This window comes from Nocardia sp. NPDC004711 (genome assembly GCF_053601595.1).
Map to the genome: position 1 here is coordinate 56,207 of NZ_JBSGCB010000031.1, position 26,705 is coordinate 82,911.

A 26,705-nucleotide genomic window follows, 5' to 3' on the forward strand; every position below is an offset into this window, starting at 1 on the left:
GCGGGCTGGTTCACGCCGGGCCGGGCGCGGGCGCGACGCCGAGCTGATCGGTCTGCGGGCGGGCGGCCCGCAGCTTCAGCGGATCCATCGTGCACAGCGACAGCGCCGCCACCACGGCCGCGAGGATGGCCAGCGTGCCGTGCACGGAATTGGTCACGGGCGAACCGTCCGGCTGGAACACCAGCATGAGCCAGGTGCACAACCCCACCAGCACCTGCAGGGTCCGGGTGGACAGCGCGAATCCGGCGGCCAGCGCCAGCGGCCACGAGTAGTACCAGGGCAGTGCCGCGGGCGAGAGGATCACGATGGCCACGAACGCGACGAGAATGCCGAGCACGGCCTCCCGCTCACTGTTCCTGAACCGCCACCACGCCCACACCAGGCCGGCCACCATCACCACCGCGCACAGGGTGCGGGTCCACGGCAGCACCGACTCCAACGGCAGCGGGGTCACCCAGCTGACCACGTGCGCCATGATGGTCGGCAGCGACAGCCAGTTGATGATCTTCTTGGACCCGGACAGCGCGGTGAGCCACCCGATCTGGTGGTCCCGCAGGCCGGTGGCCCAGGTGGCCAGCGCGAACACGGCCGCGAAGATGGCCACGCCCAGCGCGGTGATCTTGGCGAAGGTCCGGATCGGATGCGGCAGATCGCCCTCGTCCTGCGCCGCGCGTCGCTCGCGTTCGTGAATCATCCAGATCCACACCAGGAACGGCAGTGCCACACCGGCGGTCGCCTTCACCGCCACCCCGATCGCGACCACAACGATGCCGGCCACGTGATGATGCTCGAGCACCAGCGCGATGCCCGCGGCCATCAGGCCCACCATCAGCATCTCGTTGTGCACGCCGCCGATCAGGTGGATCAGCACCAGCGGATTCAGCACCGCCAGCCACAGCGCGATGGTCGGCTTGCCGCCCAGGTGCTTGGTCAGATGCGGGATCGCCCACACCATCAGCACCAGGCCCGGCAGCATCACCAGCCGCAGCGCGATGGTGCCCGCCACCACATTGTCACCGGTGATGGTGGTGATGGCCCGCCCGATCAGCAGGAAGACCGGACCGTACGGCGCGGTCGTGTTGAGCCAGACGGGGCTCACATTGTCCAGTACCGCAGCGGCATTCGCCTTCAACTCCGACGGACCGAACACGTACGGGTTGATGTGGTCGCGGAGCATCGCGCCCTGGGCCAGATACGAGTAGGCGTCGCGGCTGAACAGGGGGACCGAGAACAGCAGCGGGAAGATCCAGATGCCGACGATCGCGCGCAGCTCGTTGAGCGACACGGTGGCGCCCGGCTGCTTGCCGATCACGATGCGTCCCAGCCGGACCCACGCGGTGATCATGGCGATGACGCCGAGCCACACGAACACCGACGACAGCACCAGCCCGTGCCCGAACCGCAGCCACGACAGGTGCATGACCTCCAGCAGCGGGTCGCTGCGCCGCACACTGCCCGCGCCGAACCCGCCGAAGGTGATCAGCAGGGCGCCGAAGAATCCGAGCGTCGCCGCGTGTCCCTCGGGGCTGCGGGTGAAGTCGGAGGCGTGGCGCAGCCAGCGCTGCGTGGCGGTGCCGTCGGTGGCGGGGGCGCCCGGGATGGCCGGTTCGGCCGGCGCGAGGCGCGTGGCGCCCGCGGCCTCCGGGGTGGCGGCGTCCATAGAGGGGGTCGGCATTGGCGGTCGTTCCCCCCGGAAAGGTAGGCGGCGGCAGCCGCGTTGGTTCAGGACGCGGTCAGTCTAGTGTGTGGGCGCGGGGGCCACAGCCCCGGAGTCGGCGGATCCGATACCGGCATGTCGTGGATCACCCGTCAGGCGCGCCGCTGCCAGTTTCCCGGACAACAGCACGGTCGGCACGCCGACACCGGGCACGGTGCCCGAGCCTGCGAGAACCACATTCGCGCGGCCCCGCACCAGGTTCCGGGTGCGGAACGGTCCGGTCTGCCGGAACAGGTGCGCGGCCGAGAACGGGGTGCCGGCGATCATGCCCTTGTCCCGCCAGGTGCGCGGGGTGTCGAGGTGGTCGATCCGGAAGTATCGCGAAATACCTTGGTAGCCGCGCTCTTCCAGGGTGGCGAGCAGTTCGCGCAGGTAGTGGGGGCCGAGCTGTTCCCAGGCCAGGGGCGCGGCGTCGAGATTCGGGCACGGGGCCAGCAGCGAGAGCGGCTCGTAGCGCACGGTGTCGCGCAGGTGCCCGTCCGGGTCGATGTGCTGTTCGGCGCGCTCGATGTAGAGGGTCGGATCGGTGAGCGCGGGCCGGGTGAGCAGCAGCGAGGGATCGCTCATCAGCCGCCCGTGGCCGCGCCGGGCGGCGATCTCGCGGAAGGTCCGGTCCCACTCCTGGCCGAAGTCGATGGTGTGATGTGCCTGCACGGGCCAACTCTGGGCGACGCCAGCGGGAATCGTGCCGTGCGCCACCACCGCCGACGGCGAGGCCCGCAGTCCGATCCGGCGCCGCAGCCCGAAGCGCGGCAGCGATCCGAGGTCGGCGGTCACCACGACGGCGTCGCAGTCGAAGACACGTCCGTCGGCGGTGCGCACGGCGGTGGCCCGCCGGCCCGCGTAGTCGATGCCCACCACCTCGGCGTTCAGTTCGAGTGTCCCGCCCGCGGTGGTGAAGGCGCGGCCGAGCGCCTCGGCGATGGCCCGCATCCCGCCCTCGGGGTAGGTGACGCCCAGGCAGGTGTCCATGTAGGGGATTGCGCCGTACACCCCGAGCGCCCGGTTCGGCGCCATCCCCGCGAACAGGGCCTGGAAGCTGAACAGCCGCGCCACCTCCGGGTCCCGTACCAGGCGCCGGACCTTGGGCCCGAGCCGCCCGAACGCGCCGAGCCGCACCAGTTTCGCCAGCGCCACCCGTTTCTCCGGAATCCGCACCATGTCCAGCGGGGAATCGAAGTTGGTGTCCATGAACTGCCGGAACTCGGCCTCGTACACGTCTTTCAGCCAGCCGCGCAGCCGCCGATAGCGGCGCGCCGTGCCCGGCCCGCGCACCTGCGCGACCTCGGCCGCCATCTGCTCCTCGTCGGAGTAGACGCCGATCTCGGAGCCGTCCGCGAACCGGGCCCGATACGCCGGGGCCAGATCGAGGATCCGCAGGCCGACCGACTCGCGCGTCTGCCCGACCACCGCGAGCGTCTCGTCGATGAGCTCGGGCAGAGTGAGAATCGTTGCCCCGGAGTCGATCTCGTAGTCCGGTCCGCGATACGCGCCGACCCGCCCGCCCGGGCGATCATCGCGTTCCAGGATGGTCACCTGCCGTCCGGCCGCCACCAGGTGCAGCGCGGCGGCCAGCCCGGACAGTCCGGCACCGATCACCACGACCCGATCGGCCGGTCCCCCAACAGTTCTCATGCCCCGCACCCTCGCGCCCGGCCGGTCAGTAGGAGCGCGCGGTGGCGGCCAGGGCCATGGCGCGCAGCTGCCGTTTGGCGTCCGGGGTGGCCGTGCTGGCGTCCAGGGCGGTGAGCGCCTGGTCGGTGAGCGAGCCGATCCGCTGCTCCACGGCGTCGACCGCGCCGAGTTCGGTGAGGACCGTACGCAATTCGGCGACCTGCTCGGGGGTGACGTCGGTGCCGAGGCTGGAGCGGATGAGGTCCGCGGCGGCCGGGGCGGTGGCGTCGGCGCGCTGCAGGGCCTCGGCGATGAGGACGGTGCGCTTGCCCTCGCGCAGGTCGTCGCCGGAGGGTTTGCCGGTGACGGCCGGATCGCCGAAGACGCCGAGCAGGTCGTCGCGCAGCTGGAAGGCGATGCCGATATCGGTGCCGAATTCGCGGTAGGCGGCGACCAGTTCGGGGGAGGCCCCGGCCAGCGCCGCGCCCATGTGCAGCGGGCGCTCGATGGTGTACGCCGCGGTCTTGTACCGGTTGATCCGCAGCGCGGCCTGCACGGTCTCGTCGCCGGCGGACTCGCCGTGGATGTCGAGCAGCTGCCCGCCCAGCACCTCGGTGCGCATGGCCGCCCACACCGGGGCGAAACGCGCGGCGGCGTCGGCGGGCAGACCGGCGTCGCGGGTCATGTCGTCGGCCCAGGCCAGGGCCAGATCGCCGATGAGGATGGCGACGCTCACGCCGTAGTGGTCGCTGTCACCCGCCCAGCGCTGATCCCGGTGCCGCTGTTCGTAATCCACGTGCACGGTCGGGAAGCCGCGCCGGGTGCGCGAGGAGTCGATGATGTCGTCGTGGATGAGCGCGCACGCCTGCACCAGTTCCAGCGCGGAGCACGCGGTGAGCACGGCGTCGGCGTCGGGATCGTCGGCGCTGCGGCCCGCGCCCAGCCAGCCGGTCCACGCGAAGGAGGGCCGGGTCCGCTTGCCGCCGCGAATGACGAAGTCCTCCAGGGCCGCCGCCGCGTCCACGAACACCGGTCCGAGCGGTGCGACGACCGGTTCCCGGGTGCGGAAGAAGGCGGCGAGACGGTCCTCCACGGCGGCGACGAGTGATCCCGCGCCGACCGGGTGACAGGTCGGGGTACCGGGTCCGGCGGACAGGGGGGCCTCCTTGGTGAGAGCCGCGGCGCGGCGTATGCGCAGCCAGCGGGGTTGTGTCCGACTCTACCGACCACCGGGTCGCCGACGGGAATCGGTCGGGTCCGAATCGGTCTCACCTGCTGGGATAACCGCAGGTCGCGGTCCAGCACCCGGTACGGGCTCGTAAAATGTCCGCGTGAGTTTCGACAACGTACGGGGATATTCGACCCCAGGCCGAGTTTCCCGCACGCCTCGGGCGTCCGGAACTCGCTCCATAGTCCAGCAGCTGGGCCCGCGCCCGGATGGGTCGATCCCGTTCTCGGTCGAGTTCAATCCGCCGCGCGACGCCGCCGGTGAGGCGCGGCTGTGGCGGGCCGCACGTGAGTTCGAGCGGCTGCACCCGGCCTTCGTGTCCATGACGTACGGGGCGGGCGGCTCCACCCGCGACCGCACCATCCGGGTCACCGGCCAGCTGGCGCGCGAGACCACGCTGCTCACGGTCGCGCACCTGACCGCGGTGGATCACTCGGTCGCCGAGCTGCGGTCGATCGTCGGCGCGTACGCCGACGCCGGCATCCGGAATCTGCTGGTGTTGCGCGGCGACCCGCCCGGCGACGTGCTGGGGGAGTGGATCAAGCACCCCGAGGGCGTCGAGTACGCCGACGAACTCGTGCGCATCGTCCGCGACCTGGGCGACTTCCACGTGGGTGTGGCCTCGTTCCCGCAGGGCCACCCGCGCTCCACCGACCTCGACCAGGACACCCACTTCCTGGTGTCGAAACTCCGTGCGGGCGCGGAGTATTCGATCACCCAGATGTTCTTCGACGTGGAGCACTATCTGCGCCTGCGGGATCGGGCCATCGCCTGCGATCCGGTCGAGGGCGCCAAGCCGATCATCCCCGAGCTCATGCCGGTCACCTCGCTGCGCACCGTGCAGCGCGCGGAGGAGCTGTCGGGCCGTCCGCTGCCGGCCGCGGTGATGGAGCGGCTGCGGAAGGCCGCGGGCGACGGGCCGGAGGAGGATCGCGCCGCGGTCCGCGAGGTCGGCATCGAGATCGCCACGGAGATGGCTCAGCGCCTCATCGCCGAGGGCGCGCCCTGCCTGCATTTCATCACCCTGAATTTCGCCAAGACCACCAGCGAAGTTCTAGCAAACCTTGGCTACACCATGTCGGCGACTCCGGCGAACGCCTGAGCCAACCTACCCGGCATGCCGGATCAAATCCGCGGTATGCGCTGGTCAGCGGAGTAGCGTCGCCCTCGATTCGTGACCTCGAGGGGAGCTATCCATGTCCGTGTTCCACAGTCTCGTCCGTGTCGCAGGCGCTGTCGGCGCCTGCGCCGTGCTGACTGCCGCCGGTCCGGCAACCCTGGCCGGCCCGGCCGCCGCTGCCCCCGCCGATTCGCCCGCGGGGGCCGTGACCCAGGAGGCGGCCGCCGCCCTGGCAGCCATCACCGCCGCGGGCAAGACCGCCGGGGCCGATCCATCGGCCAGATCCAATACCGCCGGCCCATCCGACTGGCTCTCGGCCTACGATCAAGCCGTCGACGGCTTGAAGGCCCTGGGCATCCAGCCCTTCCTCTACCCGACCGCCGCTCCCTTCTGCCTCGGCGGCACCACCCTCGGCATCGCCCCCGGCGTGGCGGGCGCCATCCCCGGACCGTGGCCCAAGTACACGGTTTCCATTCCCGGCCTTGATCTTTCGGCCGTCAAGGCGGGCCAGACCATGTTCGCCTTCGTCCCCTACGGCATCAGCCCCGACGGCGCCGACACCTCCGGCATGCAGGTCGCCTGGTTCAACCTGTCCAGCGGCCGCGGCGGCCTCGTCCCCATGGGCCCCCTGAGCCAGGTCCTCAACGCCATGATCCCGCCCCAGATCCCCGCCGAACTCCGCCCCATGGTGGAACAGGCCGTCCACGACTACTTCACCGCCGCCCTCCCCGTCGGGGGCGTCCGCGCGGTCCCCGTCACCACCGGCTCCGGCACCGTCCTCGCCGCCGTCTTCGGCACCGTCCGCAACGGCACCTCCACCTGCTTCTTCCTCCCGACCATCGGCATGACCCCCGTCCCCTGACGGGCCCGGTCAGCGGGTTCCGAGCGGGCGGTCCTTCCAGCTCAGCCCGCCCGCCCGGTACGTGCGATGGGAGCGAAGCGACAGCGCCAGGTAGGCCGCGACCGACAGCGGGTGTGCCAGCGCGGCAACGAGATCCGCGCCGCCCGGGGTGCCCCCGCTCTCGGTCGAGCGGGCCAGCAGCCGGGCGGTGACCGCCGCGCCGTAACCCAGCAGTCCCATCCGGCGCAGGCGTCCCCGCCCGCAGATCGCTGCCAGTGGCGGCGCCCAGAACGCCAGGGCCGCAATCGAACCGACCGCGAGGCTGCCGGCCGGGCCGCCGTAGGCGGACCACAGCCAGCGGGCGTATCCCTCGGTGAGTTCGGTGGTGTTGCGGTACATCCGGGTTTCGGCGAGGGGACCGGCCGTGACCAGGGCGGTGTGCCGGCCGCTGCGGCGGAGGCGGCGGGCGATCGCCAGGTCTTCGGTCATGCTGCCGGCCACGGCCGTGTGACCGCCGAGGGCCGCGTAGGCCGCGGCGTCGAAGACCAGGAACTGGCCGCAGGCTACGGCCATCGAGGGGCGCAGGGTGCGGTTGGCCAGAGCGATGGGCAAGGTCGAGGCCCAGGACCAGCACAGGAGTGGCTGGACCAGTCGCTCCACGGGCGATTCAGCGCGCTGCCGGGGCCACGGGCACACCAGGTCGGCTGGGGCCGAGCGCAATTCGCGCACGGCTGCCGCCAGCGCGGCGGGCGCGAGCCGGATGTCGGCGTCGAGGAAGATCAGCGCACCGGTGGGGGATCCGGATGCGGGCGGTTCGAGGGCGAGATCGGCCAGGCGGGCGCAGGCGGCGGTCTTGCCGGTCCAGCCGGGTGCGGGGTCGATGTCGTTGCGGGAGAGCAGGAATCGATTGTCGTCGCCGATGGCGGTGCGGGCGGCGGCAGTGGTGCCGTCGGTTGAGCCGTCGTCGAGAATGAGGATCCGGAGCCGCGGAATGCCCTGCTGGGCGCGCAGATCGGCGATGAGGGCGGGGAGACGGACGGCCTCGTTGCGGGCGGGGACGCAGACGGTGACCGGTTCGGTGACGGGTCGTTCGGCCGGCCGGAGGCGGCGGGCGCCGAGGCGGTTCGCCAGGGCGGTGGCGGCGCCGAGGGCGGCGACGGCGCTACCGGCCGTCACCGCCCTGGCGGCGAGGGTCATCGAGTCTTGGTGCGATCGGGGCGCAGCCAGCGGGCCGCGCGGACGTAGGCCGGCGGGTCGGGGTTGCGGGTCATGAAGGCGAGGACCGCGACCACGGCCGCCACCGCGAGGGTGATGCCGCCGACGATGCCCGCCCAGCCGGCGAAGGAGCGCGTATTCGGGTCCGCGTAGCCGACTTCCGCGCGCAGCGTGCTGACATCGCCGGCGGGGAGCTTCCAGGACACCACGGAGTCGCCCTCGCGGGTGCCGTTGGTGGTGGCGACGCGGGCCGGGAAGGCCACGGTCAGCTGCACGTCGGAACCCTGGGCCGGCAGGCTCTTCAGGTCCACCCGGCCGGTCAGGGTGACCAGGTCGCCGGTACGGCTGAAGACCAGGTTGAACATGCCGGAGGTCTGGTCGGACATGCCGCCCAGCTGCTGCACCTCGCCGAAGGTGAGGTCGTCGAAATACACCTGGCTGCCGACGTATCCGTCCTGCGCGTAGGAATCGACCCGCACCTTGCCCTGCAACCCGTCGGGCGCCTTCAGCTGCGGCCCCTTGTCCTTGTCGTTCTGGGGCACGGCCGCCGCGACGATGCGGCCCGACACCCGGTCATTGGAGGACACACCCATCGACACCTGCACCCGCAGGCATCCGGTCAGCATGACGGCGAGCCCCGCGAACAGGACCACGGCCAGCATCCGCACCCACCGGCGCGGTCGCCGCGCTCCCGATGCGCTGGGATCCGACGGTGTCATGGATTCGGGCGTTTCCTCTGCTGTCGACATGTTGGGACTCGGCTGCACGGGTCACATCGTGCCATGCGCCCCGGGCCCCAGGGTGATTCGACGGGCGCTCAGCGTCCGAACCAGCGGAATCCCCAGCAGACCGAGCCCACAGAACCCGTAGCCGGCCGAGATCGGCAGCCCCAGGAACACCGCGTGCGCCAGCGTCGAGCCCAGCCAGGTCCACAGGAACACCACGACCGGAACCATCCGCGCCGCGCCGGTACCCGGAGCGGTCCGATCCCACCACTCCAGCAATCCCGCCATCACCAGCGCCACCGCGAACCAGCCGACATAGTTGGTGACCGGAATCTGGCCCAGCCCCGGCAGTCCGGCTACGGTCGAGCGCCACGTCCACTGCCCATCCGCGACCATCTGCGGATCCAGGAACAGATCCCACCCGACGGCCCCGAACGCCGTCAGCGAAATCCGTCCGGCCGCACCATGAACCAGCATCCCGGCCACCACCCACACCGGATACAGCCCACCGGTCCAGGCCAGCGGCACGATCAGCGGCACCCCGAGCAGCTCTGGCCCCAGCCGCCCGACCGCATAGTCATAGCTACCGAACGGGAACCCCGTCGCGATCCCCAGCAGCTCCGCACCGAACCCGATCCCGGACACGATCGCCAGCAAACCCGCAGCCCACCGCACCCCGCGTGTCACGCCGGCATGCACCAGAGCGGTCCCCAGCGAGAGCAGTACGACCACGACGGTCACCCGATCCCGCCCGACCCCGTGCGCCAGCGGATACGTGATCTGGACCAGCACCAGCAACACCGCCGGGATCGCAATGATCCTCATGGCCTGCTCGGCCGCCGCGGTCAACGTATGCATCCGGCTGCCCGCCATGTCCCGATCAGCCGATGTCCGGGCCGGTCGCCGCATCGGACCCGCGCCCGCTCGGCGGCCGGATGGTCGAAACGGGACAGCATCTGCGAACCGGCCATCGAGGATGCGGCGCGGGCCACGTCGCCGCCTGCACCGTGCCGAAGGCGGGTCGCGCGCCGGTCCGCCATGCGGTACCGCCGCCGGGTGCCGTCGGCTCCGGCTCAGCCGCAACCGGATTCGCGGCGGAGCGGGATGGTCCGGGGTCCGTCATCGACGCGCCACGAGGAGTCGGCGCGGGCGCAGGTCGCGCTCCACCAGGCGGGCCGCGCTGCGTCCGCTCGCGCCGGAGACGCCGCCGCCGGGATGCGTGGACGCGCCCGTGAGGTACAGCCCAGGCGCCCCCGGAACCCGCTGCCCCGAGAGCTCGGGCAGCGGCCGCCACATGAACATCTGGTCGATGGACATCTCGACGTGCATGACATTGCCGCCCAGCAGGCCCATCTCGCGTTCCAGGTCGGCAGGCGTCTGGACGAAGCGCTGCGTCACCGTCCCGGCGAATCCCGGTGCGTGTGCGTCGACTTCGGCGATGATGCGGTCGGCCTCGCGGTCGGCGTGCGCGGACCAGGCGGTGCCGTCGGCCAGGTCATAGGGATGCCACTGCGACCACAGCGTGACCTGATGCTCGCCCGCGGGCGCGATGCTCGGATCCAGGGCGCTGAAACTCATGGCCAGCACGACCGGTCGCGGCGGCAGATCCCCGGCCAGCGCGGCGCCGTGCGCGCGGCGCAGCTCGCGGCGATCGGTGACGAGAAGCTGCAGGCCGTGGGCGGATTCGGCGGTCTCCGCACCCGGATACCGGGGCAGGTCGCTGAGCGCGGCCCGCACCACCATGCCGATGCCCGGCCCCACCCGAATGCGCCGCCGCCAGCCGGTGAGCACCCCGGCGTCGAATCCCCCCCGCTCCAGCAGGTTCAGCGTGGTGAGGATGTGGGTGCCCGCGATCACGATGTCCGCCTGCACGTTTCGCCCGTCCGCGGTGCGCACCTCCCAGGTGTCCCCGGCCCGGGCGATGGCGGTGACCGCGTCCCCGGCGCTCACGATGCCGCCGTCGGACTCCAGCCGCGCCACCAGCGCCGCGGTCAGCGCCCCGCTGCCGCCGACCGCGCGGCCCGGCGGCAGCGTGTGCATGAGCGCCGCGAATCCCACCATGGGCGCGGACCCGGGTTCGGACATGGGCGGCCCGGACTGTGCGCCGAACCAGGCCAGCGCGGCCTTGAGCCGTTCACTGTCGAAGAGGCTGTCCAGCAGCGCGTCTCCGGTCTGCATCATCTCCCGCGACAGGGCCCCGGCACTGGTGCGGCCGGTCGCCCCGGCGGCCTCGCGAGGGTCCATGCCCCAGAACGCCTTCAGCAGGTTCCCGCCCGTCGGCGTCGCCGAGAACGCCCGCATCACCCGGGCGCTGCGCGGTCCCCACACGGTCACGAACCGCCGATACGCCTCGGCATCCCGTTCCCCGCATGCCGCCGCGATGGACGCGCAGGTCCGGTCCACATCGCGATGGAACACGATCGGCGGCAGCCCGCTCCCGGGCGGTGCGGGCGCGAAAGCCCATGGGTCGCAGTCGATGTACCGCAGCCCGAACCGGGCCAGCTCCAGTTCCTCGATGATCCCGGTGTGCCGGATCATGATGTGCGCCGACGAGCCCCGATCGACCAGGTGACCCGGGAACCGCTCCACCGTGGACACCGCCCCGCCCAGCACGGTGTCGCGCTCGAGGACGTCGACCCGATGCCCGGCCCGCGCCAGGTAGCAGGCCGCGACCAGCGCATTGTGCCCGGAACCGACGATGACGACGCGGCGGGCACCGAGGTCGCCGCGGCTCACAGGGGGAGCCGCCGGCCGAGCACCGCGAATCGCCGGGTGTCGCCGGAGAAGATGAAGTGCCGCACCACATCTCCGAACCCCTGCCGCCGATACAGCCGCCAGGCCCGGTTGGATTCCCGATCCACCTCGGGTGTGGACAGCAGCACGGTCGGCTCGGGCCGGTTCTGCAGCAGCCGGGTGAGCAGGATTTCGCCGAGCCCGCGGCCCTGCGCCGCCGGGTGCACGTGCAGCTCGGTGAGTTCGAAGTAGTCCGAAAGCAGTTCTCGCGCGGCGTGTTCGGGCCATCCGGTGCGCCGCATGCCGCTGTACACCTGCTGGTGCCACCACTGGTGCGGCGCGCCGTGATACCCGTAGGCGATGGCCACGATGGGCGCGGTACGCAGGTCGAGCCGTCCGTCGTCGTCGGGCAGTACCGCCGCCACCGCCTGCCAGCCGGGCCGGGTGGTGTGCTCGGTCCACATGGGCGCGCGCTGGTGTTCGGTGCCGCGCGGGTAGTCCATCGCCGCTACATAGACCGAGAGGGCGTCGTGCAGCCGGTGCCGCAGGGTAGCGGCCGACAGGTCGACCACCACGGGCGCGGGCGTCGGTTTGGGGGTGACTGCGGTCATCGGCTGGACGCAACTCTCGTTGGCGCGGACGGATGGGGTCGACAGTAGCGCCACGCGGGGGCGTCAACTTGTCGGTGGGTCTCTCTATATTCAAACGCACGAGAAACCTTCGAATATCTGTTCGATCTTTCCAGCGGGCGAAATGCCTGATCGGGACCGGATGTCCTCCTGGAAGGTGAATCAGGTGTACGAGTGGGGAGGTACCCGAAATGAGCGGGAAAACTGAACGACCGGGCCATCCCGGCCGCGCCGGCGATCTGCTGCGCAAGGCGGACGGTCTATTGCTGGCAGCCCAGGGGGAAACCGACCCGGCGGAGCGCTTCCGTACGGCCTACCTCGCCGCTCTTCGCGGCGCGGGCGCCGTGCTGGCCCTCACGGGGGCAGACCGCGCGCCCCGCGCGCGTTCTCGCAACGCCTGGGTCCTGATGCAGCGCGCGGCACCGGAATTCGTGATGTGGGCCGACTATTTCACCGGTCAATCCGAGACCAGAGCGGCCCTGGAGGCCGGGTTGCCGCGGCCCATCGATGATCGCCGCGCGGACGAGTTCGCTTCGAGGGTAACCGCATTCCTGCACGACGTGGCGGACCTGCTGGCCGCCGCCGCCCGCCTGCGCCCCAGTTCAGGGTGGGTAACCGGAATGCTGGCGTGAGTATCGGCGAGTAGGTGGTCGCGGTCTGATCGAACTCGTATTATTGGTGACAGACAGCCGCCAAGGTCGGCTATCCGTCGTCTACCCGGAGGCGACAGCCACCACCTAGTGCCGGGGGAGGTACCGTGCCACTCTCCGAGCACGAGCAGCGCATGCTCGAACAGATCGAGAGCGCGCTCTATGCTGAGGATCCGAAGTTCGCCTCGACTGTTCGGGGTGGACGGTTACGTTCTGCCACTGGTCGACGCAGACTTCAGGCGGCCGCCCTGTTCGTCCTCGGTCTGTTCCTATTGGTGGCCGGTATTGCCGCACCATTCAAGCCGGGCGGCTTCCCGATCATCAGTCTGGTCGGATTCATCGTCATGTTCAGCGCGGGTGTGCTGTTGTTGATCGGTGGCCCTCGGATGGGCGCGCCGAGCAGCCGCGGCGCCGATGCGCATCCCAACGCGGGTGGCGCTCCCGGCGCCGGCCGCGGGAAGCCCCGGAAGCAGGGCGGGTTCTCCGCGCGGATGGAGGACCGGTTCCGCAAGAGGTTCGAACAGGACAGTTGACCGGGCTGCCGTGCCGCCGAAGGCTTTCGGCGTCGCGCGGCAGCGGATGATCGGCTAACTGAAGATTCAGCGACACGCCGTGGCGCCACACCGATTTGGGGTGTGGCGCCACGGCGTTTCTCGTTGGTGCCGATTCGGCGTGTCGGGAGCCGTCCGGGATTCCCCACACCTCCCCACGGAGCATCCCCACCGCGCCCCGCGAATGCCGGAAATGCACGCTATCTGCGGGTTTGCTGGCGGTTGTCGGATGCTCGCCGGCGCGCGTCGCGCGTGTCGGGGGAACTGCACGAAATCTTCCCCACCTCGGTGATAGCTGGTGTGACCTGCGAAGTTCGCCAAGCGGGGACCGAGATCACCGACGCTTTCGATTGAAAGTGGGGGAAAGTGGGGTAATGTGGAGCCCGCACTACAGGAGGCCGAACAGTCGAGAGGGTGATCCGGCAGGAGGTGTCGAGGCTTGTTTCTCGGGACCTATACCCCTCGGTTGGACGACAAAGGGCGACTGACGTTGCCTGCGAAGTTCCGGGACGAGCTGGCGGGAGGGTTGATGGTCACGAAGGGACAGGACCACAGCCTTGCCGTGTATCCCAAGGACGAGTTCACCGCGCTGGCGCGGAGAGCCGCGGCGGCATCCCGGTCCAATCCGCAGGCCCGCGCATTCGTCCGGGCCTTGGCGGCTTCCAGCGATGAGCAGCGTCCGGACGCACAGGGCCGGATCATGCTGTCGGCCGAGCATCGCCGCTACGCCAATCTGTCCAAGGATTGCGTGGTGATCGGTTCGGTCGACTTCCTCGAAATATGGGACAAGACGGCCTGGGATTCCTACCTCGCCGAGCACGAGGAGGATTACTCGCAGGCCAGAGACGAGTCGCTGGGCGAGATCTTCTAGCCCGCAACGAGGCGAGTGCCCTGCGGCCTCTGCCCGACACCGACCCTGACGTACTTCCCCAACGCCAGGTGCGGTGCTTCGGTCAGAGACCACGGGGCATTCGCCCAATTCGAAGGTCCTTTTCGCTAGCGACCCCAGGTGGCCGTGCGAATGAAACGTGAGGCAGGAATTCCGGGAGGTCGAGGTGCACCGAGGCAGTGACGGCCCCCGCCATGTTCCGGTTCTTCTCCATCGGGCCGACGAAATCCTTGGTCCCGCACTGCATTCCGAGGGCGCGGTCTACCTGGACTGCACGCTGGGGCTCGGCGGTCATGCCGAGTACTTCCTGCGGACGTATCCGAACATCCGCCTGGTCGGGCTGGATCGCGATACCGCCGCGCTGAAGCTGGCGGGCGAGCGACTATCCCCGTTCCGGGACCGGATCACCCTGGTGCACACCAGGTATGACGGCATCGCGCCCGCGCTGGAGCAGGCCGGGCTACCCGACAAGGGTTCGGTCAGCGCGATTCTGATGGACCTGGGTGTGTCCTCCATGCAGCTGGACGAGGCCGATCGCGGCTTCGCCTACTCCATCGACGCGCCGCTGGACATGCGGATGGACTCCAGCACCGGCCCCACGGCCGCCGACGTGCTCAACACCTACAGCCACGGCGAGCTGGCCCGGGTGCTGAAAACCTATGGCGAGGAACGGTTCGCGGGCAAGATCGCCGCCGAGATCGTGCGGCGTCGTCAGCGCACCCCGTTCACCACCAGCGCGCAGCTGGTGGAGCTGCTCTACGACGCCATCCCGGCCGCGGCTCGGCGCACGGGCGGCCATCCGGCCAAGCGCACCTTCCAGGCATTGCGGGTGGAGGTCAACCGCGAACTGGAGTCCCTGGAGGCCGCGCTGCCCGCCGCGCTGGACGCGCTGGCCCCGGGCGGCCGCATCGTGGTCATGAGCTACCAGTCCCTGGAGGACCGGGTGGTGAAGGCGGCGCTGGCCAAGCGGTCGGTGTCGCGCACCCCCCTGGACCTGCCGGTCGAATTGCCGGGTATGGGACCGGAATTCAGGATTCTGACCCGCGGCGCGGAGAAGGCCACCGAGCAGGAGATCGAGGACAACCCGCGGGCCGCTCCGGTGCGCATGCGGGCGGCCGAACGGATCGTCGGGGAGGAGCAATCGTGAGGTTCCGGGGTGGAACGGCGCGTCGAGCGGGCATCCGCTGGATCGGAGCCGCACTGTGACGATCAGGACGCAGGCGACGGGCCGGGGGGCCCGCCGGGTGCAGGCCGCCGAACGGGTGAAATCGGGTGCGGCGCAACGGGCCTACGCGCGCCGGCGCAATCGGGAGGGCGGGGCCGACCTGCCGGGCATGCGCCGCGGTCGGCGCAGCGATTCGATGCCGCGCGGCCGCATGTCCTTCGTGGCCACCATCATCGCGCTGCTGGGCTGCGGCCTGGCGCTGACGCTGCTGCTCACCACCCGCGCCACCGAGGACAGTTATCAGCTCGGCGATCAGCGCCGCGCCAACCAGAAGCTGTCCGACGAGCGGGACGCGCTGCAGCGCGAGGTGGCCTCCGCCGATTCGGCCCCCGAATTGGCCAAGCGTGCAGCCGAACTGGGCATGATCCCGGCCAAGGATCCGGCCCGGCTGGTGATCGGCCCGGACGGTCAGGTCACGGTGGTCGGCAATCCGCAGCCCGCTGAGGGCGCGCCCGCACCGCCGCTCAACACGACGCCGCCGCCCGCCCCGCCGCCGTCGAAGCTGCAGCAGGCTCAGGGTGAGCGGGTGGTCCCGGTGACCACGACGCCCGCCCCACCGACCACCGCCGCCGCGAATCCCGTTCCGGCGGCGCCGGTCACGATTCCGCAGAACCCGCAGGTGCAGGCGAACGGAGCGCCCCGATGAGCCGCACCGCGGCGCCGGCGAACGGGGCTGGTCGATGAGCCCTACCCGCGCGGGGCGCGGGCGCGATTCCGGCCGGGGCCGGTCCGATTCCGGTCGAGGGCGGGTCGCCGCCGCCGGCCGGAGCCGGTCGGGTTCCGGCCGTGCCGGTTCGGGGCCGGGCCGGCAGTCCAGACCACGGCCCGCTCCGGGATTGGACTCCAGCGCGCGCCTCCGGTTCGGCGTGGGCCGGCTGGTCATGCTGGTGGCGCTCGCGGTGGCGGCCATCCAATTGCTGTGGGTGCAGAGTGTTTCCGCGCCGAAGCTGTCGGCGGAGGCGGCCAGCCAGCGCACCGTGAAGGTGGCCGATCCGGCCAACCGGGGACCGATCACGGATCGGTACGGGAAGTCGCTGGCATTCACCATCGCGGCGAAGGAGCTGAGCTTTCAGCCGGTGCGGGTGCGCAAGGATTTGGCGGACGCGCACGACAAGACGCCCAAGACCGCGCCGGATCCGGATGATCGGCTGGCGGCCATCGCCAAATACATTCACGAGAAGCTGGGTAATGACGCGCCCGAGAAGGACATCCTGGCCAAGCTGAAGAGCGACGAGCCGTTCGTGTACCTCGCGCGGAATGTGGATCCCCGGGTCGCCTCGGACATCACTCTGCAGTTCCCCGAGGTCGGGATGGATCGGCAGGATATGCGCGAGTACCCGGGTGGATCCCTGGCCGCCAATGTGATCGGCGCGACCGGCTGGGACGGGCACGGCCAGATCGGCCTGGAGTCCTCGATGGACGCGCTGCTGGCCGGCTCCGACGGATCGGAGACCTACGACCGCGGCTCCGACGGCGCGGTGATCCCGGGTTCGTGGCGTGATCGCCAGCCCGCGGTGAACGGCTACGGCCTCGAGCTCACCCTGGATTCGGATCTGCAGTACTACGTGCAGCAGCAGGTGCAGCAGGCCAAGGACCTCTCGGGTGCGAGCGCGGCCTCGGCGGTGGTGCTGGACGTGCACACCGGCCAGGTGCTGGCGATGGCCAATGACAACACCTTCAATCCCGCCATGGGACCGCAGTATTGGTCCACCACCGATCTGGGCAATCCGTCGGTGCAGGAGGTGTTCGAGCCGGGCTCGGTGAACAAGATCGTCACCGCGGCCGCGGCCATCGAGTACGGCCTCACCACTCCCGATGAGGTACATCAGGTTCCGGGCAGCATCTTCATGGGCGGTGTCACCGTGCACGACGCCTGGGAGCACGGTGTCGCCCCCTACACGACCACCGGCATCTTCGGTAAGTCCTCGAACGTGGGCACCCTCATGCTGGCGCAGCGCGTCGGCGAGGACCGCTATTTCGACATGCTCAAGAAGTTCGGCCTGGGCCAGCGCACCGGCGTCGGCCTGCCGGGTGAGAGCGCGGGCGTGGTGCCCGCCCGGGACCAGTGGTCCGGCTCCACCTTCGCCAACCTGCCCATCGGCCAGGGTCTTTCGATGACGACCCTGCAGATGACCGCCATGTACCAGGCCATCGCCAATGACGGCGTGCGGATGCCGCCGCGCATCGTGAAGGCCAAGATCGCCCCGGACGGCACCCGCACCGAGGAGGAGCCGCCGGAGGGCGTCAGGGTGGTCACCCCGCAGACCGCGCAGACGCTGCGCCAGATGTTCCAGGCCATCGTGCAGAAGGATCCGCGCGGTATCCAGACCGGCACCGGCAGCCCGGCCGCCGTGGAGGGCTATCAGATCGCGGGCAAGACCGGCACGGCCCAGCAGATCGACCCGAAGTGCCGCTGCTATTCCAGCGACCGCTACTGGATCACCTTCGCGGGCATGGCCCCCGCCGACAATCCCCGCTATGTGATCGGCATGATGCTGGATGCGCCGGTGCGCAGCTCCGACGGCAGTGGCGGCGGTTCGGCCGCACCCCTGTTCCACAGCATCGCCTCGTGGCTGTTGCAGCGCGACCGCATCCCGCCGTCGCCGCCTGCCAAACAGCTGATTCTGCAGGCGAGTTAGAGCAGGGAGCGGATGGTTGTGACGCCCATCGCCGCCGGTGCGTGCGCCGGCGGGTGACCGAACCCCGCCGTGCCGATCGCGCGGCGATCGAACACAGGTAACCTGACACGTCGATCCGGTCATCCGGACCGATTCATGCATATGACCGCCCCTTGGAGAGGAGCTTCGTGCCCGCGCAGTCGGTTCCGTACAGCGGTGATCGAGCAGAGCCGCCGAGCGGAAGAACGGCGGAGCCGCAGGTGCTTCGGCCCGCCGCGCCGCCGGCGACCACCCTGCGCGCGGTGGCGGAGCTGACGGGTGCGCGGCCCGCCGAATTCGCAGCGGCTCTCGAGGACATCCAGGTCACCGGCATCGAGCAGCGCTCGAATGCGGTGCTGCCGGGTGACCTGTTCGCGGGTCTGGCCGGAGCCCACGCGCACGGCGCGCGCTTCGCCCACGATGCGGTCGAGCGTGGCGCGGTCGCGGTGTTCACCGATCCGGCGGGCGCGGAACTGATCGGCGAGATCGCCGTCCCGGTGCTCGTGCACGATGCGCCGCGCGCGGTGCTCGGCGAGTTGTCCTCGGCCCTTTACGGTGATCCGTCTCGCAAACTCCGCATCGTCGGTATCACCGGTACGTCCGGCAAGACGACCACGTCGTATCTGGTGGAGGCCGGGCTCGCCGCGGCCGGGCTGGGCACCGCTCTCATCGGCACCATCGAGACCCGCATCGGCGGCGTCCGGGTGCCCTCGGCGCTCACCACGCCCGAGGCTCCGCAGCTGCACGCCATGTTCGCGCTCATGGTCGAGCGGGGTGTGGACGCGGTGGTCATGGAGGTCTCCAGTCATGCCCTGGCGCTGGGCCGGGTGGACGGGGTGAGTTTCGCGGTCGGCGCGTTCACCAACCTGTCCCAGGACCACCTCGACTTCCACTCCGATTTCGAGGACTATTTCGCCGCCAAGCGCCGCCTGTTCATTCCGGACGGGCCGGACTCGGCCGCCGCAGCGCGCCCGTCGGTGGCCGCGCGCACGGCCGTGATCTGCGTCGACGACATGTGGGGCCGGCGGCTGGCAGACGACGTATCCGACTGTCTCGCAGCGGGATCCGGTGATACCACCGGCCGCCTCCGCACCGTGGCGACCCGGCCGGGCGTGCCCGCGGACTGGACCGCCGGCACGGCCACCGCCGGGCTCGGCGGCACCCAGGAGTTCACCGCTTCGGGGCCGGGTGTCAATGTGGATGTGCGGCTGCGGCTTCCGGGCGCGTACAACATCGCCAATGGACTCCTGGCCGTCGCGGTGTGCGCGGCAGCCGGGGTCGAGGCGGAGACTGCCGCTGCGGCGCTCGGCACTGTCGATGTGCCGGGCCGCATGCAGCGGGTGGATAAGGGTCAGGAGTTTCTGGCCGTGGTCGATTACGCGCACAAGCCCGCCGCGATCGAATCGGTCGTGGCGACCCTGCGCACGTGGTTGGCCGAAAAGGGGGAGGGCCGTCTGGCCGTAGTGGTGGGCGCGGGCGGTGATCGCGATGCCGGCAAGCGGCCCCTGATGGGTGCGGCGGCGGCGCGCGGCAGCGACCTGGCCATCATTACCGACGACAATCCGCGCAGCGAGGACCCGGCCGCCATCCGCGCCGCGGTGCTCGCCGGTGCCAGACAGGTACCGGTCGCGGAACGCGGTGAGGTCCGGGAGGTTGGGGACCGGGCGGCCGCGATCAAGACCGCCGTCGACTGGGCGCAGCCCGGCGACGTGGTGCTGGTCGCGGGCAAGGGACATGAGACAGGGCAGGAGATTTCAGGCGTGAAGCATCCGTTCGACGACCGCGAGGTACTCGCGGCCGCCCTGTCGGAAAAGACGAGGGACCTGACGCTTTCATGATCGAGATGACTTTGCGGGAGATCGCGGAGGTCGTCGGCGGCACGCTGCACGACGCCCCCGATCCCGAGGCGAAGGTCACCGGCTCGGCCGAATTCGATTCGCGCCGTATCGGTTCCGGTGACCTGTTCCTGGCGCTGCCCGGTGAGCGCGCCGACGGCCACGACTTCGCGGCGCAGGCCGTCGCGCAGGGCGCGGTCGCGGTGCTGGCCGCCCGGCCCGTCGGGGTGCCCGCCATCGTGGTGACGCCCCGTCCCGGGAACACGCGCGCCATCGCGCTGGCCCACGACACCGACGGCTCCGGCGCGGCGGTGCTGGACGCGCTGGCCGCCCTGGCCCGCGTCAGTGTGGACCGGCTGGTCCGGGCCGGGAACCTGACGGTGGTCGGGGTGACCGGTTCCTCGGGCAAGACCTCCACCAAGGATCTGCTGGCGGCGGTGCTCGCCCCGCTGGGACCCGTTGTGGCCCCGCCCGGTTCGTTCAACAACGAGCTCGGCCACCCGTGGACCGCGCTGCGCGCCGACGCCGGCACCCGCTTCCTGGTGCTCGAGCTGTCCGCCCGCGGACCCGGGCACATCAAGGCCCTCACCGAGATCGCCCCGCCGAGCGTGGGTGTGGTGCTCAATGTGGGCACCGCGCACCTGGGCGAGTTCGGCAGCCGCGAGGTCATCGCGCAGACCAAAGGCGAACTCGTCGAGGCGCTTCCGGCCTCCGGCCTGGCCGTCCTGAACGCCGACGACCACCTGGTCGCCAAGATGGCCGAACGGACCGCCGCCCGCGTGGTGACCTTCGGCCACGCCGCGCAGGCCGATGTCCGCGCCTCCGACGTGGTGCTCGACGATCGGGCCCGCGCTCGATTCACCTTGCACGCCAACGGCGAATCGATCGAGGTCCAGCTGGCCGTGCACGGTGAGCACCAGGTCGGCAATGCGCTGTCCGCGGCGGCCGTCGCCCTGGACCAGGGCGCGGACCTCGCGACCGTCGCGCGGGCGCTGTCCGGCGCGACCCCCGTCTCGGCCCGCCGCATGGACGTGCGCACTCGCGCCGACGGCGTCACCGTCGTCAACGATTCCTACAACGCCAACCCGGATTCGGTGCGCGCCGCCCTCAAGGCGCTGGTCACCATGTCCAAGGCCGGGACCGAGCCGCGCCCCAGCTGGGCGGTGCTCGGCGAAATGGGTGAACTGGGCGAGGAATCCGTCCTCGAACACGACCGGATCGGCCGCCTGGTGGTGCGGCTGGACGTGGACCGCCTGATCGTGGTCGGCCAGGGCCGTCCGGTGCGCGCCCTGTTCCAGGGCGCGGTGCAGGAGGGCTCCTGGGGTGAGGAGGCCATCCACGTGCCCGATATCGAGTCCGCCATCGCCCTGCTCGACGAGGAATTGGAGCCGGGTGCGGTGGTGCTGGTGAAGGCCTCGAAGTCGGTCGGCCTGTGGACGGTCGCCGAACACCTGATCGGTGCGGAGCAGGAGGCCGCGCGATGACCCAGATTCTGCTGTCGGCGGCCATCGCGCTGACCGTCTCCATCCTGCTGACCCCCGTGGTGATCCGCTACTTCGCCAAACAGGGCTTCGGACAGGAGATCCGGGTCGACGGCCCGGAGAGCCACAAGGCCAAGCGCGGCACCCCCACCATGGGCGGCGTCGCCATCATGATCGGCATGTGGGCCGGCTACCTCGGCTCGCACCTGATCTCCATGACCTACGGCGAGCCGGGCCCCTCGGCCTCGGGCCTGCTGGTCATGGGCCTGGCCACCGCGCTGGGCTTCGTCGGCTTCACCGACGACCTGATCAAGCTGCGCAAGCAGCGCAACCTGGGCCTGACCGCGGCCGGCAAGTACATCGGCCAGCTCACCTCGGCCGTCGTCTTCGGCGTCCTGGCCCTGCAGTTCAAGAACATTCACGGCCTGACCCCCGGCGACAAGCGCCTGTCCTACACGCGCGACATCAACACGCTGTCGATGAGCGTGGTGGTCTTCCTGGCATTCGTCTGCCTGCTGGTGGTGGCCTGGTCCAACGCGGTGAACCTGACCGACGGCCTGGACGGCCTGGCCGCCGGCTCGATGAGTCTGGTGCTGGGCGCGTACATGATCATCACCTTCTGGCAGTGGCGTAACTCCTGCTCCGCGCACGCGGTCGCGGGCTGCTACCAGGTTCGGGATCCGCTCGATCTGGCCCTGGTCTGCGCCGCGGGCGGCGCGGCCTGTATCGGCTTCCTATGGTGGAATGCCGCGCCCGCCAAGATCTTCATGGGCGACACCGGCTCGCTGATGCTGGGCGGTCTGCTCGCGGGCCTGTCCATCACCACCCGCACCGAGCTGCTGATGGTCGTCATCGGCGCGCTGTTCGTGGCCGAGGCCGCGTCGGTGGTGCTGCAGGTGGCGGTCTTCCGCGCCACGCGCAATCGCCTGTTCAAGATGGCACCGTTCCATCACCACTTCGAGCTGAGCGGGTGGGCCGAGACCTCGGTCATCATCCGGTTCTGGTTGCTGGCCGGTATGGCCTCGGCGATCGGACTGGGCCTGTTCTACAGCGAATACCTCTCTGCGGCAGGGTGAGTGAGCAATGTCCGAACATTCTCCGAGGGTCCTGCGGTCGCCGGGGCCCATGCTCGAATTCCTGCGTGGCCGTGATGTGCTGGTGGCCGGTTGGGGGGTCTCCGGACGCTCGCTGATCGAGCCGCTGCAGGACATCGGCGCGCGCCCGGTGGTCACCGACAGCGGCGAGAGGGCGCTCACCGAGGCCGCCGAACTGGGCCTGGGCACCGCCACCAGTGCCGACCTGCTCAAACCCGATGCGCTGCAACGCTTCGCGCTGGTGATCACCAGCCCGGGCTGGCGGCCGGACTCCCCGGTGCTGGTCTCGGCCGTCACCGAGGGCATTCCGGTGTGGGGCGATGTCGAGTTCGCCTGGTGGGTCGATCAGGCCCGGATCTACGGCCCGGTCCGCAAGTGGCTGGTGGTGACCGGCACCAACGGCAAGACCACCACCACCCAGATGACGCACTCGATCCTGCGCGCCGCCGGGATTCCCTCGGTGGCCTGCGGCAATATCGGGCTGCCCATCCTGGACGCGCTGCGCCGCACCCCGGGCCCGCAGATCCTGGCGGTGGAACTGTCCTCGTTCCAGCTGCACTGGGCGCCGTCGGTGCGCCCGGAGGCCGGGGTGGTGCTGAACGTGGCCGAGGATCACCTGGATTGGCACGGCGGCCTGGACGCCTACGCCGCCGCCAAGGCGCGCGCGCTGACCGGACGGGTCGGCGTGGTCGGCCTGGACGACGCCGTCGCCGCGGCGCTGGCGCGAAAGTCCAAGGCGCGCCGCACCGTCGGCTTCCGCATCGGCGTTCCCGCCGACGGCGAGCTGGGCGTGGTGGACGGCAAGCTGCTCGACCGCGCCTTCACCAAGGCCGCCATCCTGGCCGAGGTCGGCGACATCAGCCCGCAGGGCCCGGCCGGTGTGGCCGATGCCCTGGCCGCCGCCGCCCTGACCCGATCCATCGACGTGGCACCGCAGTTCGTGAAGGAGGGCCTGCAGGAGCACAAGGTCGGCCCGCACCGGGCGGCCTTCGTGCGGGAGCTGTCCGGCGTGGAATTCGTCGACGACTCCAAGGCCACCAACCCGCACGCCGCGCGCTCCTCGATCCTGGCCCACCCCAGCGTGATCTGGGTGGCCGGCGGTCAGCTCAAGGGCGCGAGCGTCGAGGACCTCATCGAGGAATGCCGCGACCATCTCGTCGCGGCCGTGCTGTTCGGCCAGGACGCGGCGGCGATCGCGGCCGCACTCGCGCGACACGCGCCCGATGTGCCGGTCGTGGAGCTGAATTCGGGGGACGATGCTCGGATGGGTGACCCCTTCACCGAGATCGAGCCCGAAGCGGTGATGGCGCGCGCGGTGCGCGTGGCGGCCGGCTTCGCCCACCGCGGCGATACCGTGCTGCTGGCCCCGGCCGCGGCGTCCCTGGACATGTTCGCCGACTACACGCACCGCGGCCGCAGCTTCGCGGCCGCCGTGCAGGCCCTGGACGAGAAGGACATCGGGAGAACCGAATGACGACGGCGACGCCGCGGCGGGCCGGGAACCAGACCCAGCGACCGAGAATCGGATGGTTCGGGGCCTGGCTGGCCCGCCCGCTGGCGTCGTTCCACCTCGTGGTGGCGATCGCGGTGCTGCTCACCGTGCTGGGTCTGGTCATGGTGCTCTCGGCGTCCAGCGTGGAGTCCTACGCCGACGGCGGCTCGGCCTACCGGCTGTTCATCCAGCAGGCGGTGCTGGCCGTCTTCGGCGCGGTGCTGTTCTATATCGCGCTGCGGATTCCGATGCGGGTGATGCGCCGGCTGTCGTTCCCGGTCTTCGCGCTGTCGGTGGTGCTGCTGGTGCTGGTGCTCATCCCCGGCATCGGCAGCGAGGTGCAGGGTTCGCGGCGCTGGTTCGACCTCGGCGTGGTGTCGGTGCAGCCCTCGGAGATCGTGAAAGTCACGCTGGTGGTGTGGGGTTCGCACCTGCTGGCCTCCCGGCAGACCGAAAAGGCCGGGTACAAGGACATTCTCATGCCGCTGGTGCCCGCGGGCCTGCTGGTGTGCTTCCTGGTCGTGCTGGAACCCAACCTGTCGACCACCATCGCGCTGGGCATCGTGCTGACCGCGCTGCTGTGGTTCGGCGGGCTGCCGCTGCGCATGTTCGTGACCATCGCGGTCTCGGGCGGTGTCGCGGCGGCGATCCTGGCGCTCTCGGCCGGCTACCGGTCCGACCGCATGCGCGCCTTCTTCAGCCCGGGCGACGACCCGCAGGGCATCGGCTACCAGGCCCGGCAGGCCATGTACTCGCTGGCCGACGGCGGCATCTGGGGTCGCGGCCTGGGCCAGTCCCGGGCCAAGTGGAGTTATCTGCCCAACGCGCACAACGACTTCATCTTCGCCATCATCGGCGAGGAGCTCGGGTTCCTCGGATGTGCGCTGGTGCTCGGGCTTTTCGCACTCTTCGTCTACGCCGGGTTGCGGATCGCGACCCGCTCGGTGGATCCGTTCATCCGGCTGCTCACCGCCTCGGCCACCACCTGGATCACCTGTCAGGCGCTGATCAATGTCGGCTATGTCGTCGGTTTGCTGCCGGTAACCGGCCTGCAGCTGCCGCTGGTGTCGGCCGGTGGTTCCTCGCTGGCCATCACGCTGCTCATGTTCGGCATCATCGCCAATGCCGCCCGGCACGAGCCCGAGGCGGTGGCGGCCCTGCACGCGGGCCAGGACGGCCGCTTCAGCCGGCTGCTGCGCCTGCCGAAACCCGAGCTGTACTCGCCCGCGCGGGCGCGGGCCTCCCGGGCCCGCACCAAGGCCAAGGCGAAAGCCAAGGTGAAGGCCAAGGTGAAGTCCGCCCCGCAGCGGAGCGCGCTACCCTCGGGTCGGAGCCGGGGCGGCTCGGAGTCGTCGGCGCGGCGGTCGATAGATTCGGATTCGGCCCGGCGCACCAGCCGCTCCACGGAGTCGTGGCGCAGCACCCGGGCCTGGGAGCCCAACTATCCGATGAAACACGCCAGGGAACGGGGTAATTCGAGGTGACAGTGGAGCGGCCGGACAGCGATGTGGGAACCGCCGAGGCTCACACCGACCTACCCGACCATCTGCAACGCGTGCACATGATCGGCATCGGTGGTGCCGGTATGTCCGGGATCGCCCGAATTCTCCTGTCGCGTGGCGGCATGGTCTCCGGTTCCGACGCCAAGGAGAGCCGCGGTGTGCTGGCCCTGCGGGCGCGCGGTGCGCAGGTGCGCATCGGCCACGACGCCGGCGCCCTGGACCTGCTGCCCGGCGGGCCCACCGCCGTGGTGACCACCTACGCCGCCATTCCCAAGACCAATCCCGAGCTGGTGGAGGCGCATCGGCGCGGCGTGCCGGTGCTGCTGCGCCCGGCCGTGCTGGCCTCGCTCATGCAGGGTCACAAGACGCTGCTGGTGTCGGGCACGCACGGCAAGACCTCGACCACCTCCATGCTGGTGGTGGCCCTGCAGCACTGCGGGTACGACCCGTCCTTCGCCGTCGGCGGCGAACTCAACGAGGCCGGCACCAACGCCCACCACGGCACCGGCGGCATCTTCGTGGCCGAGGCCGACGAGAGCGACGGGTCGCTGCTGCAGTACGCGCCCGACGTCGCGGTGGTCACCAATATCGAGTCCGACCACCTGGACTACTTCGGTACGGACGAGGCCTACGTCCAGGTCTTCGACGACTTCGTGGACCGGCTCGAACCGGGTGGCCGCCTGGTGGTGTGCGTGGACGATCCGGGCTCGCTGGGCCTGGCGCAGCGGTCGGTGGCCCGGCTGGCCGAGGATCCGCGCGGCATCCAGGTGATCGGTTACGGCTCCGGCGATTTCGCCACGTCCGGTGTCCCGGTCGGCGCGCAGCTGCTGTCCTGGGAGCCGCGCGATGTCGGCGGCGTGGTCGTCTTCCAGCTCGCCGACGAGCATGCCCCGCGCACCCTGCGCCTGTCGGTGCCCGGCCGGCACATGGCCCTCAATGCGCTGGGCGCGCTGCTGGCCGCCCGCGCGACCGGCGCCGATATGGGCGAGATCATCCAGGGCCTGGAGGGTTTCGGCGGCGTGCACCGCCGCTTCCAGCTCACCGGACGCGAGAACGGCGTGCGCGTCTTCGACGATTACGCCCACCACCCGACCGAGGTGCGCGCGGTGCTCTCCGCCGCCGCCGAACTGGTCGCGCAGGAGGCGCGTGACGGCGCGCGCTCGCGACCGGGCCGGGTGATCGTGGTGTTCCAGCCCCACTTGTACAGCCGCACCGCCACTTTCGCGACCGAGTTCGGCGCGGCGCTGTCGCTGGCCGACGAGGCGGTGGTGCTCGATGTGTACGGCGCGCGTGAAGAACCGCTGCCGGGTGTGAACGGCGCGCTGGTGGCCAACGCGGTCACCAAACCCGTGCACTACCAGCCGGATATGTCCCGGGTCGGCAAGCAGGTGGGCGCGCTGGCGCGGCCCGGCGACGTGGTGATCACCATGGGCGCGGGCGATGTGACCATGCTGGGCAGCCAGATTCTGGATGGGCTGCGCGCACGACCCGCACACGGACGGTGAGC

22 protein-coding genes are annotated in these 26,705 nt (G+C 70.6%); 14 read left to right on the plus strand and 8 right to left on the minus strand.

Annotated elements, in window-relative coordinates; translation table 11 throughout:
• Positions 1–10: 10 nt before the first annotated feature.
• The 3 genes from ACWEKS_RS29060 to ACWEKS_RS29070 all read right to left on the minus strand — a co-directional run bounded on the left by ACWEKS_RS29060 (position 11) and on the right by ACWEKS_RS29070 (position 4,523).
• Complete coding sequence (locus ACWEKS_RS29060; protein WP_452343022.1) at positions 11–1,675, minus strand: alpha-(1->6)-mannopyranosyltransferase A; 1,665 nt, start codon at positions 1,673–1,675, stop codon at positions 11–13.
• A 63-nt stretch (positions 1,676–1,738) separates the two neighbouring features.
• Positions 1,739–3,352: a phytoene desaturase family protein gene (gene crtI / locus ACWEKS_RS29065; protein ID WP_452343023.1), complete on the minus strand. Its 1,614-nt coding sequence runs from the start codon at positions 3,350–3,352 to the stop codon at positions 1,739–1,741.
• Positions 3,353–3,377: 25 nt separating this feature from the next.
• Positions 3,378–4,523 carry a polyprenyl synthetase family protein gene (locus ACWEKS_RS29070; protein WP_452343065.1) on the minus strand — a complete coding sequence of 382 codons (1,146 nt, stop codon included), beginning with the start codon at positions 4,521–4,523 and terminating at the stop codon, positions 3,378–3,380.
• A 139-nt stretch (positions 4,524–4,662) separates the two neighbouring features.
• On the opposite strand from ACWEKS_RS29070, the gene ACWEKS_RS29075 reads away from it, so the two are divergent.
• Positions 4,663–5,661 carry a methylenetetrahydrofolate reductase gene (locus ACWEKS_RS29075; protein WP_452343024.1) on the plus strand — a complete coding sequence of 333 codons (999 nt, stop codon included), beginning with the start codon at positions 4,663–4,665 and terminating at the stop codon, positions 5,659–5,661.
• A 94-nt stretch (positions 5,662–5,755) separates the two neighbouring features.
• Complete coding sequence (locus ACWEKS_RS29080) at positions 5,756–6,541, plus strand: hypothetical protein (protein WP_452343025.1); 786 nt, start codon at positions 5,756–5,758, stop codon at positions 6,539–6,541.
• 9 nt (positions 6,542–6,550) lie between these two features.
• Here ACWEKS_RS29080 and ACWEKS_RS29085 read toward each other — a convergent pair whose 3' ends face one another.
• From ACWEKS_RS29085 to ACWEKS_RS29105, 5 genes are all read right to left on the minus strand, one after another.
• Positions 6,551–7,717 carry a glycosyltransferase gene (locus ACWEKS_RS29085; protein ID WP_452343026.1) on the minus strand — a complete coding sequence of 389 codons (1,167 nt, stop codon included), beginning with the start codon at positions 7,715–7,717 and terminating at the stop codon, positions 6,551–6,553.
• A complete protein-coding gene (locus ACWEKS_RS29090; RefSeq protein WP_452343066.1) occupies positions 7,714–8,397 on the minus strand; it encodes an LppM family (lipo)protein in 684 nt (227 codons plus the stop codon). Before ACWEKS_RS29090 ends, ACWEKS_RS29085 begins: the two co-directional genes overlap by 4 nt.
• Positions 8,398–8,505: 108 nt before the next feature.
• Positions 8,506–9,318, minus strand: a complete 813-nt coding sequence (locus ACWEKS_RS29095) for a carotenoid biosynthesis protein (protein ID WP_452343027.1) — start codon at positions 9,316–9,318, stop codon at positions 8,506–8,508.
• Between the two features lie 261 nt (positions 9,319–9,579).
• Positions 9,580–11,196: a phytoene desaturase family protein gene (locus tag ACWEKS_RS29100; protein WP_452343028.1), complete on the minus strand. Its 1,617-nt coding sequence runs from the start codon at positions 11,194–11,196 to the stop codon at positions 9,580–9,582.
• A complete protein-coding gene (locus ACWEKS_RS29105; protein ID WP_354843045.1) occupies positions 11,193–11,804 on the minus strand; it encodes a GNAT family N-acetyltransferase in 612 nt (203 codons plus the stop codon). Before ACWEKS_RS29105 ends, ACWEKS_RS29100 begins: the two co-directional genes overlap by 4 nt.
• Before the next feature lie 209 nt (positions 11,805–12,013).
• Between ACWEKS_RS29105 and ACWEKS_RS29110 the strand changes: the two genes are divergently transcribed.
• The 12 genes from ACWEKS_RS29110 (at position 12,014) to murC (ending at position 26,703) form a co-directional block, all read left to right on the plus strand.
• Complete coding sequence (locus tag ACWEKS_RS29110; RefSeq protein ID WP_452343029.1) at positions 12,014–12,454, plus strand: SAV_6107 family HEPN domain-containing protein; 441 nt, start codon at positions 12,014–12,016, stop codon at positions 12,452–12,454.
• 125 nt (positions 12,455–12,579) lie between these two features.
• Positions 12,580–13,005, plus strand: coding sequence for a DUF3040 domain-containing protein (locus ACWEKS_RS29115; RefSeq protein WP_452343030.1), 426 nt, complete (start codon positions 12,580–12,582; stop codon positions 13,003–13,005).
• A gap of 457 nt (positions 13,006–13,462) precedes the next feature.
• Positions 13,463–13,894, plus strand: a complete 432-nt coding sequence (mraZ, locus tag ACWEKS_RS29120) for a division/cell wall cluster transcriptional repressor MraZ (protein ID WP_213560465.1) — start codon at positions 13,463–13,465, stop codon at positions 13,892–13,894.
• Between the two features lie 184 nt (positions 13,895–14,078).
• A complete protein-coding gene (rsmH, locus tag ACWEKS_RS29125) occupies positions 14,079–15,059 on the plus strand; it encodes a 16S rRNA (cytosine(1402)-N(4))-methyltransferase RsmH (RefSeq protein WP_452343067.1) in 981 nt (326 codons plus the stop codon).
• Positions 15,060–15,114: 55 nt separating this feature from the next.
• The gene (locus tag ACWEKS_RS29130) at positions 15,115–15,783 is read left to right on the plus strand and encodes a hypothetical protein (RefSeq protein WP_452343031.1); all 669 of its coding nucleotides are present in this window, start codon (positions 15,115–15,117) and stop codon (positions 15,781–15,783) included.
• 34 nt (positions 15,784–15,817) lie between these two features.
• Entirely contained in the window at positions 15,818–17,776 is a 1,959-nt protein-coding gene (locus ACWEKS_RS29135) for a peptidoglycan D,D-transpeptidase FtsI family protein (protein ID WP_452343032.1), read from the plus strand.
• 239 nt (positions 17,777–18,015) lie between these two features.
• Positions 18,016–19,632 (plus strand): UDP-N-acetylmuramoyl-L-alanyl-D-glutamate--2,6-diaminopimelate ligase, encoded by a 1,617-nt coding sequence (locus tag ACWEKS_RS29140; RefSeq protein ID WP_452343033.1) that lies wholly within the window; start codon positions 18,016–18,018, stop codon positions 19,630–19,632.
• Positions 19,629–21,113, plus strand: a complete 1,485-nt coding sequence (locus tag ACWEKS_RS29145) for a UDP-N-acetylmuramoyl-tripeptide--D-alanyl-D-alanine ligase (protein WP_452343034.1) — start codon at positions 19,629–19,631, stop codon at positions 21,111–21,113. Before ACWEKS_RS29140 ends, ACWEKS_RS29145 begins: the two co-directional genes overlap by 4 nt.
• On the plus strand, positions 21,110–22,186 hold the full coding sequence (gene mraY, locus ACWEKS_RS29150) for a phospho-N-acetylmuramoyl-pentapeptide-transferase (RefSeq protein ID WP_452343035.1): 1,077 nt from the start codon (positions 21,110–21,112) through the stop codon (positions 22,184–22,186). The genes ACWEKS_RS29145 and mraY overlap by 4 nt, the downstream gene beginning before the upstream one ends.
• A 49-nt stretch (positions 22,187–22,235) precedes the next feature.
• On the plus strand, positions 22,236–23,678 hold the full coding sequence (gene murD / locus ACWEKS_RS29155; protein ID WP_452343068.1) for a UDP-N-acetylmuramoyl-L-alanine--D-glutamate ligase: 1,443 nt from the start codon (positions 22,236–22,238) through the stop codon (positions 23,676–23,678).
• Positions 23,675–25,180 (plus strand): putative lipid II flippase FtsW, encoded by a 1,506-nt coding sequence (gene ftsW / locus ACWEKS_RS29160; RefSeq protein WP_452343036.1) that lies wholly within the window; start codon positions 23,675–23,677, stop codon positions 25,178–25,180. The genes murD and ftsW overlap by 4 nt, the downstream gene beginning before the upstream one ends.
• Positions 25,181–25,257: 77 nt before the next feature.
• Entirely contained in the window at positions 25,258–26,703 is a 1,446-nt protein-coding gene (murC, locus tag ACWEKS_RS29165) for a UDP-N-acetylmuramate--L-alanine ligase (protein WP_452343069.1), read from the plus strand.
• Positions 26,704–26,705: the final 2 nt, after the last annotated feature.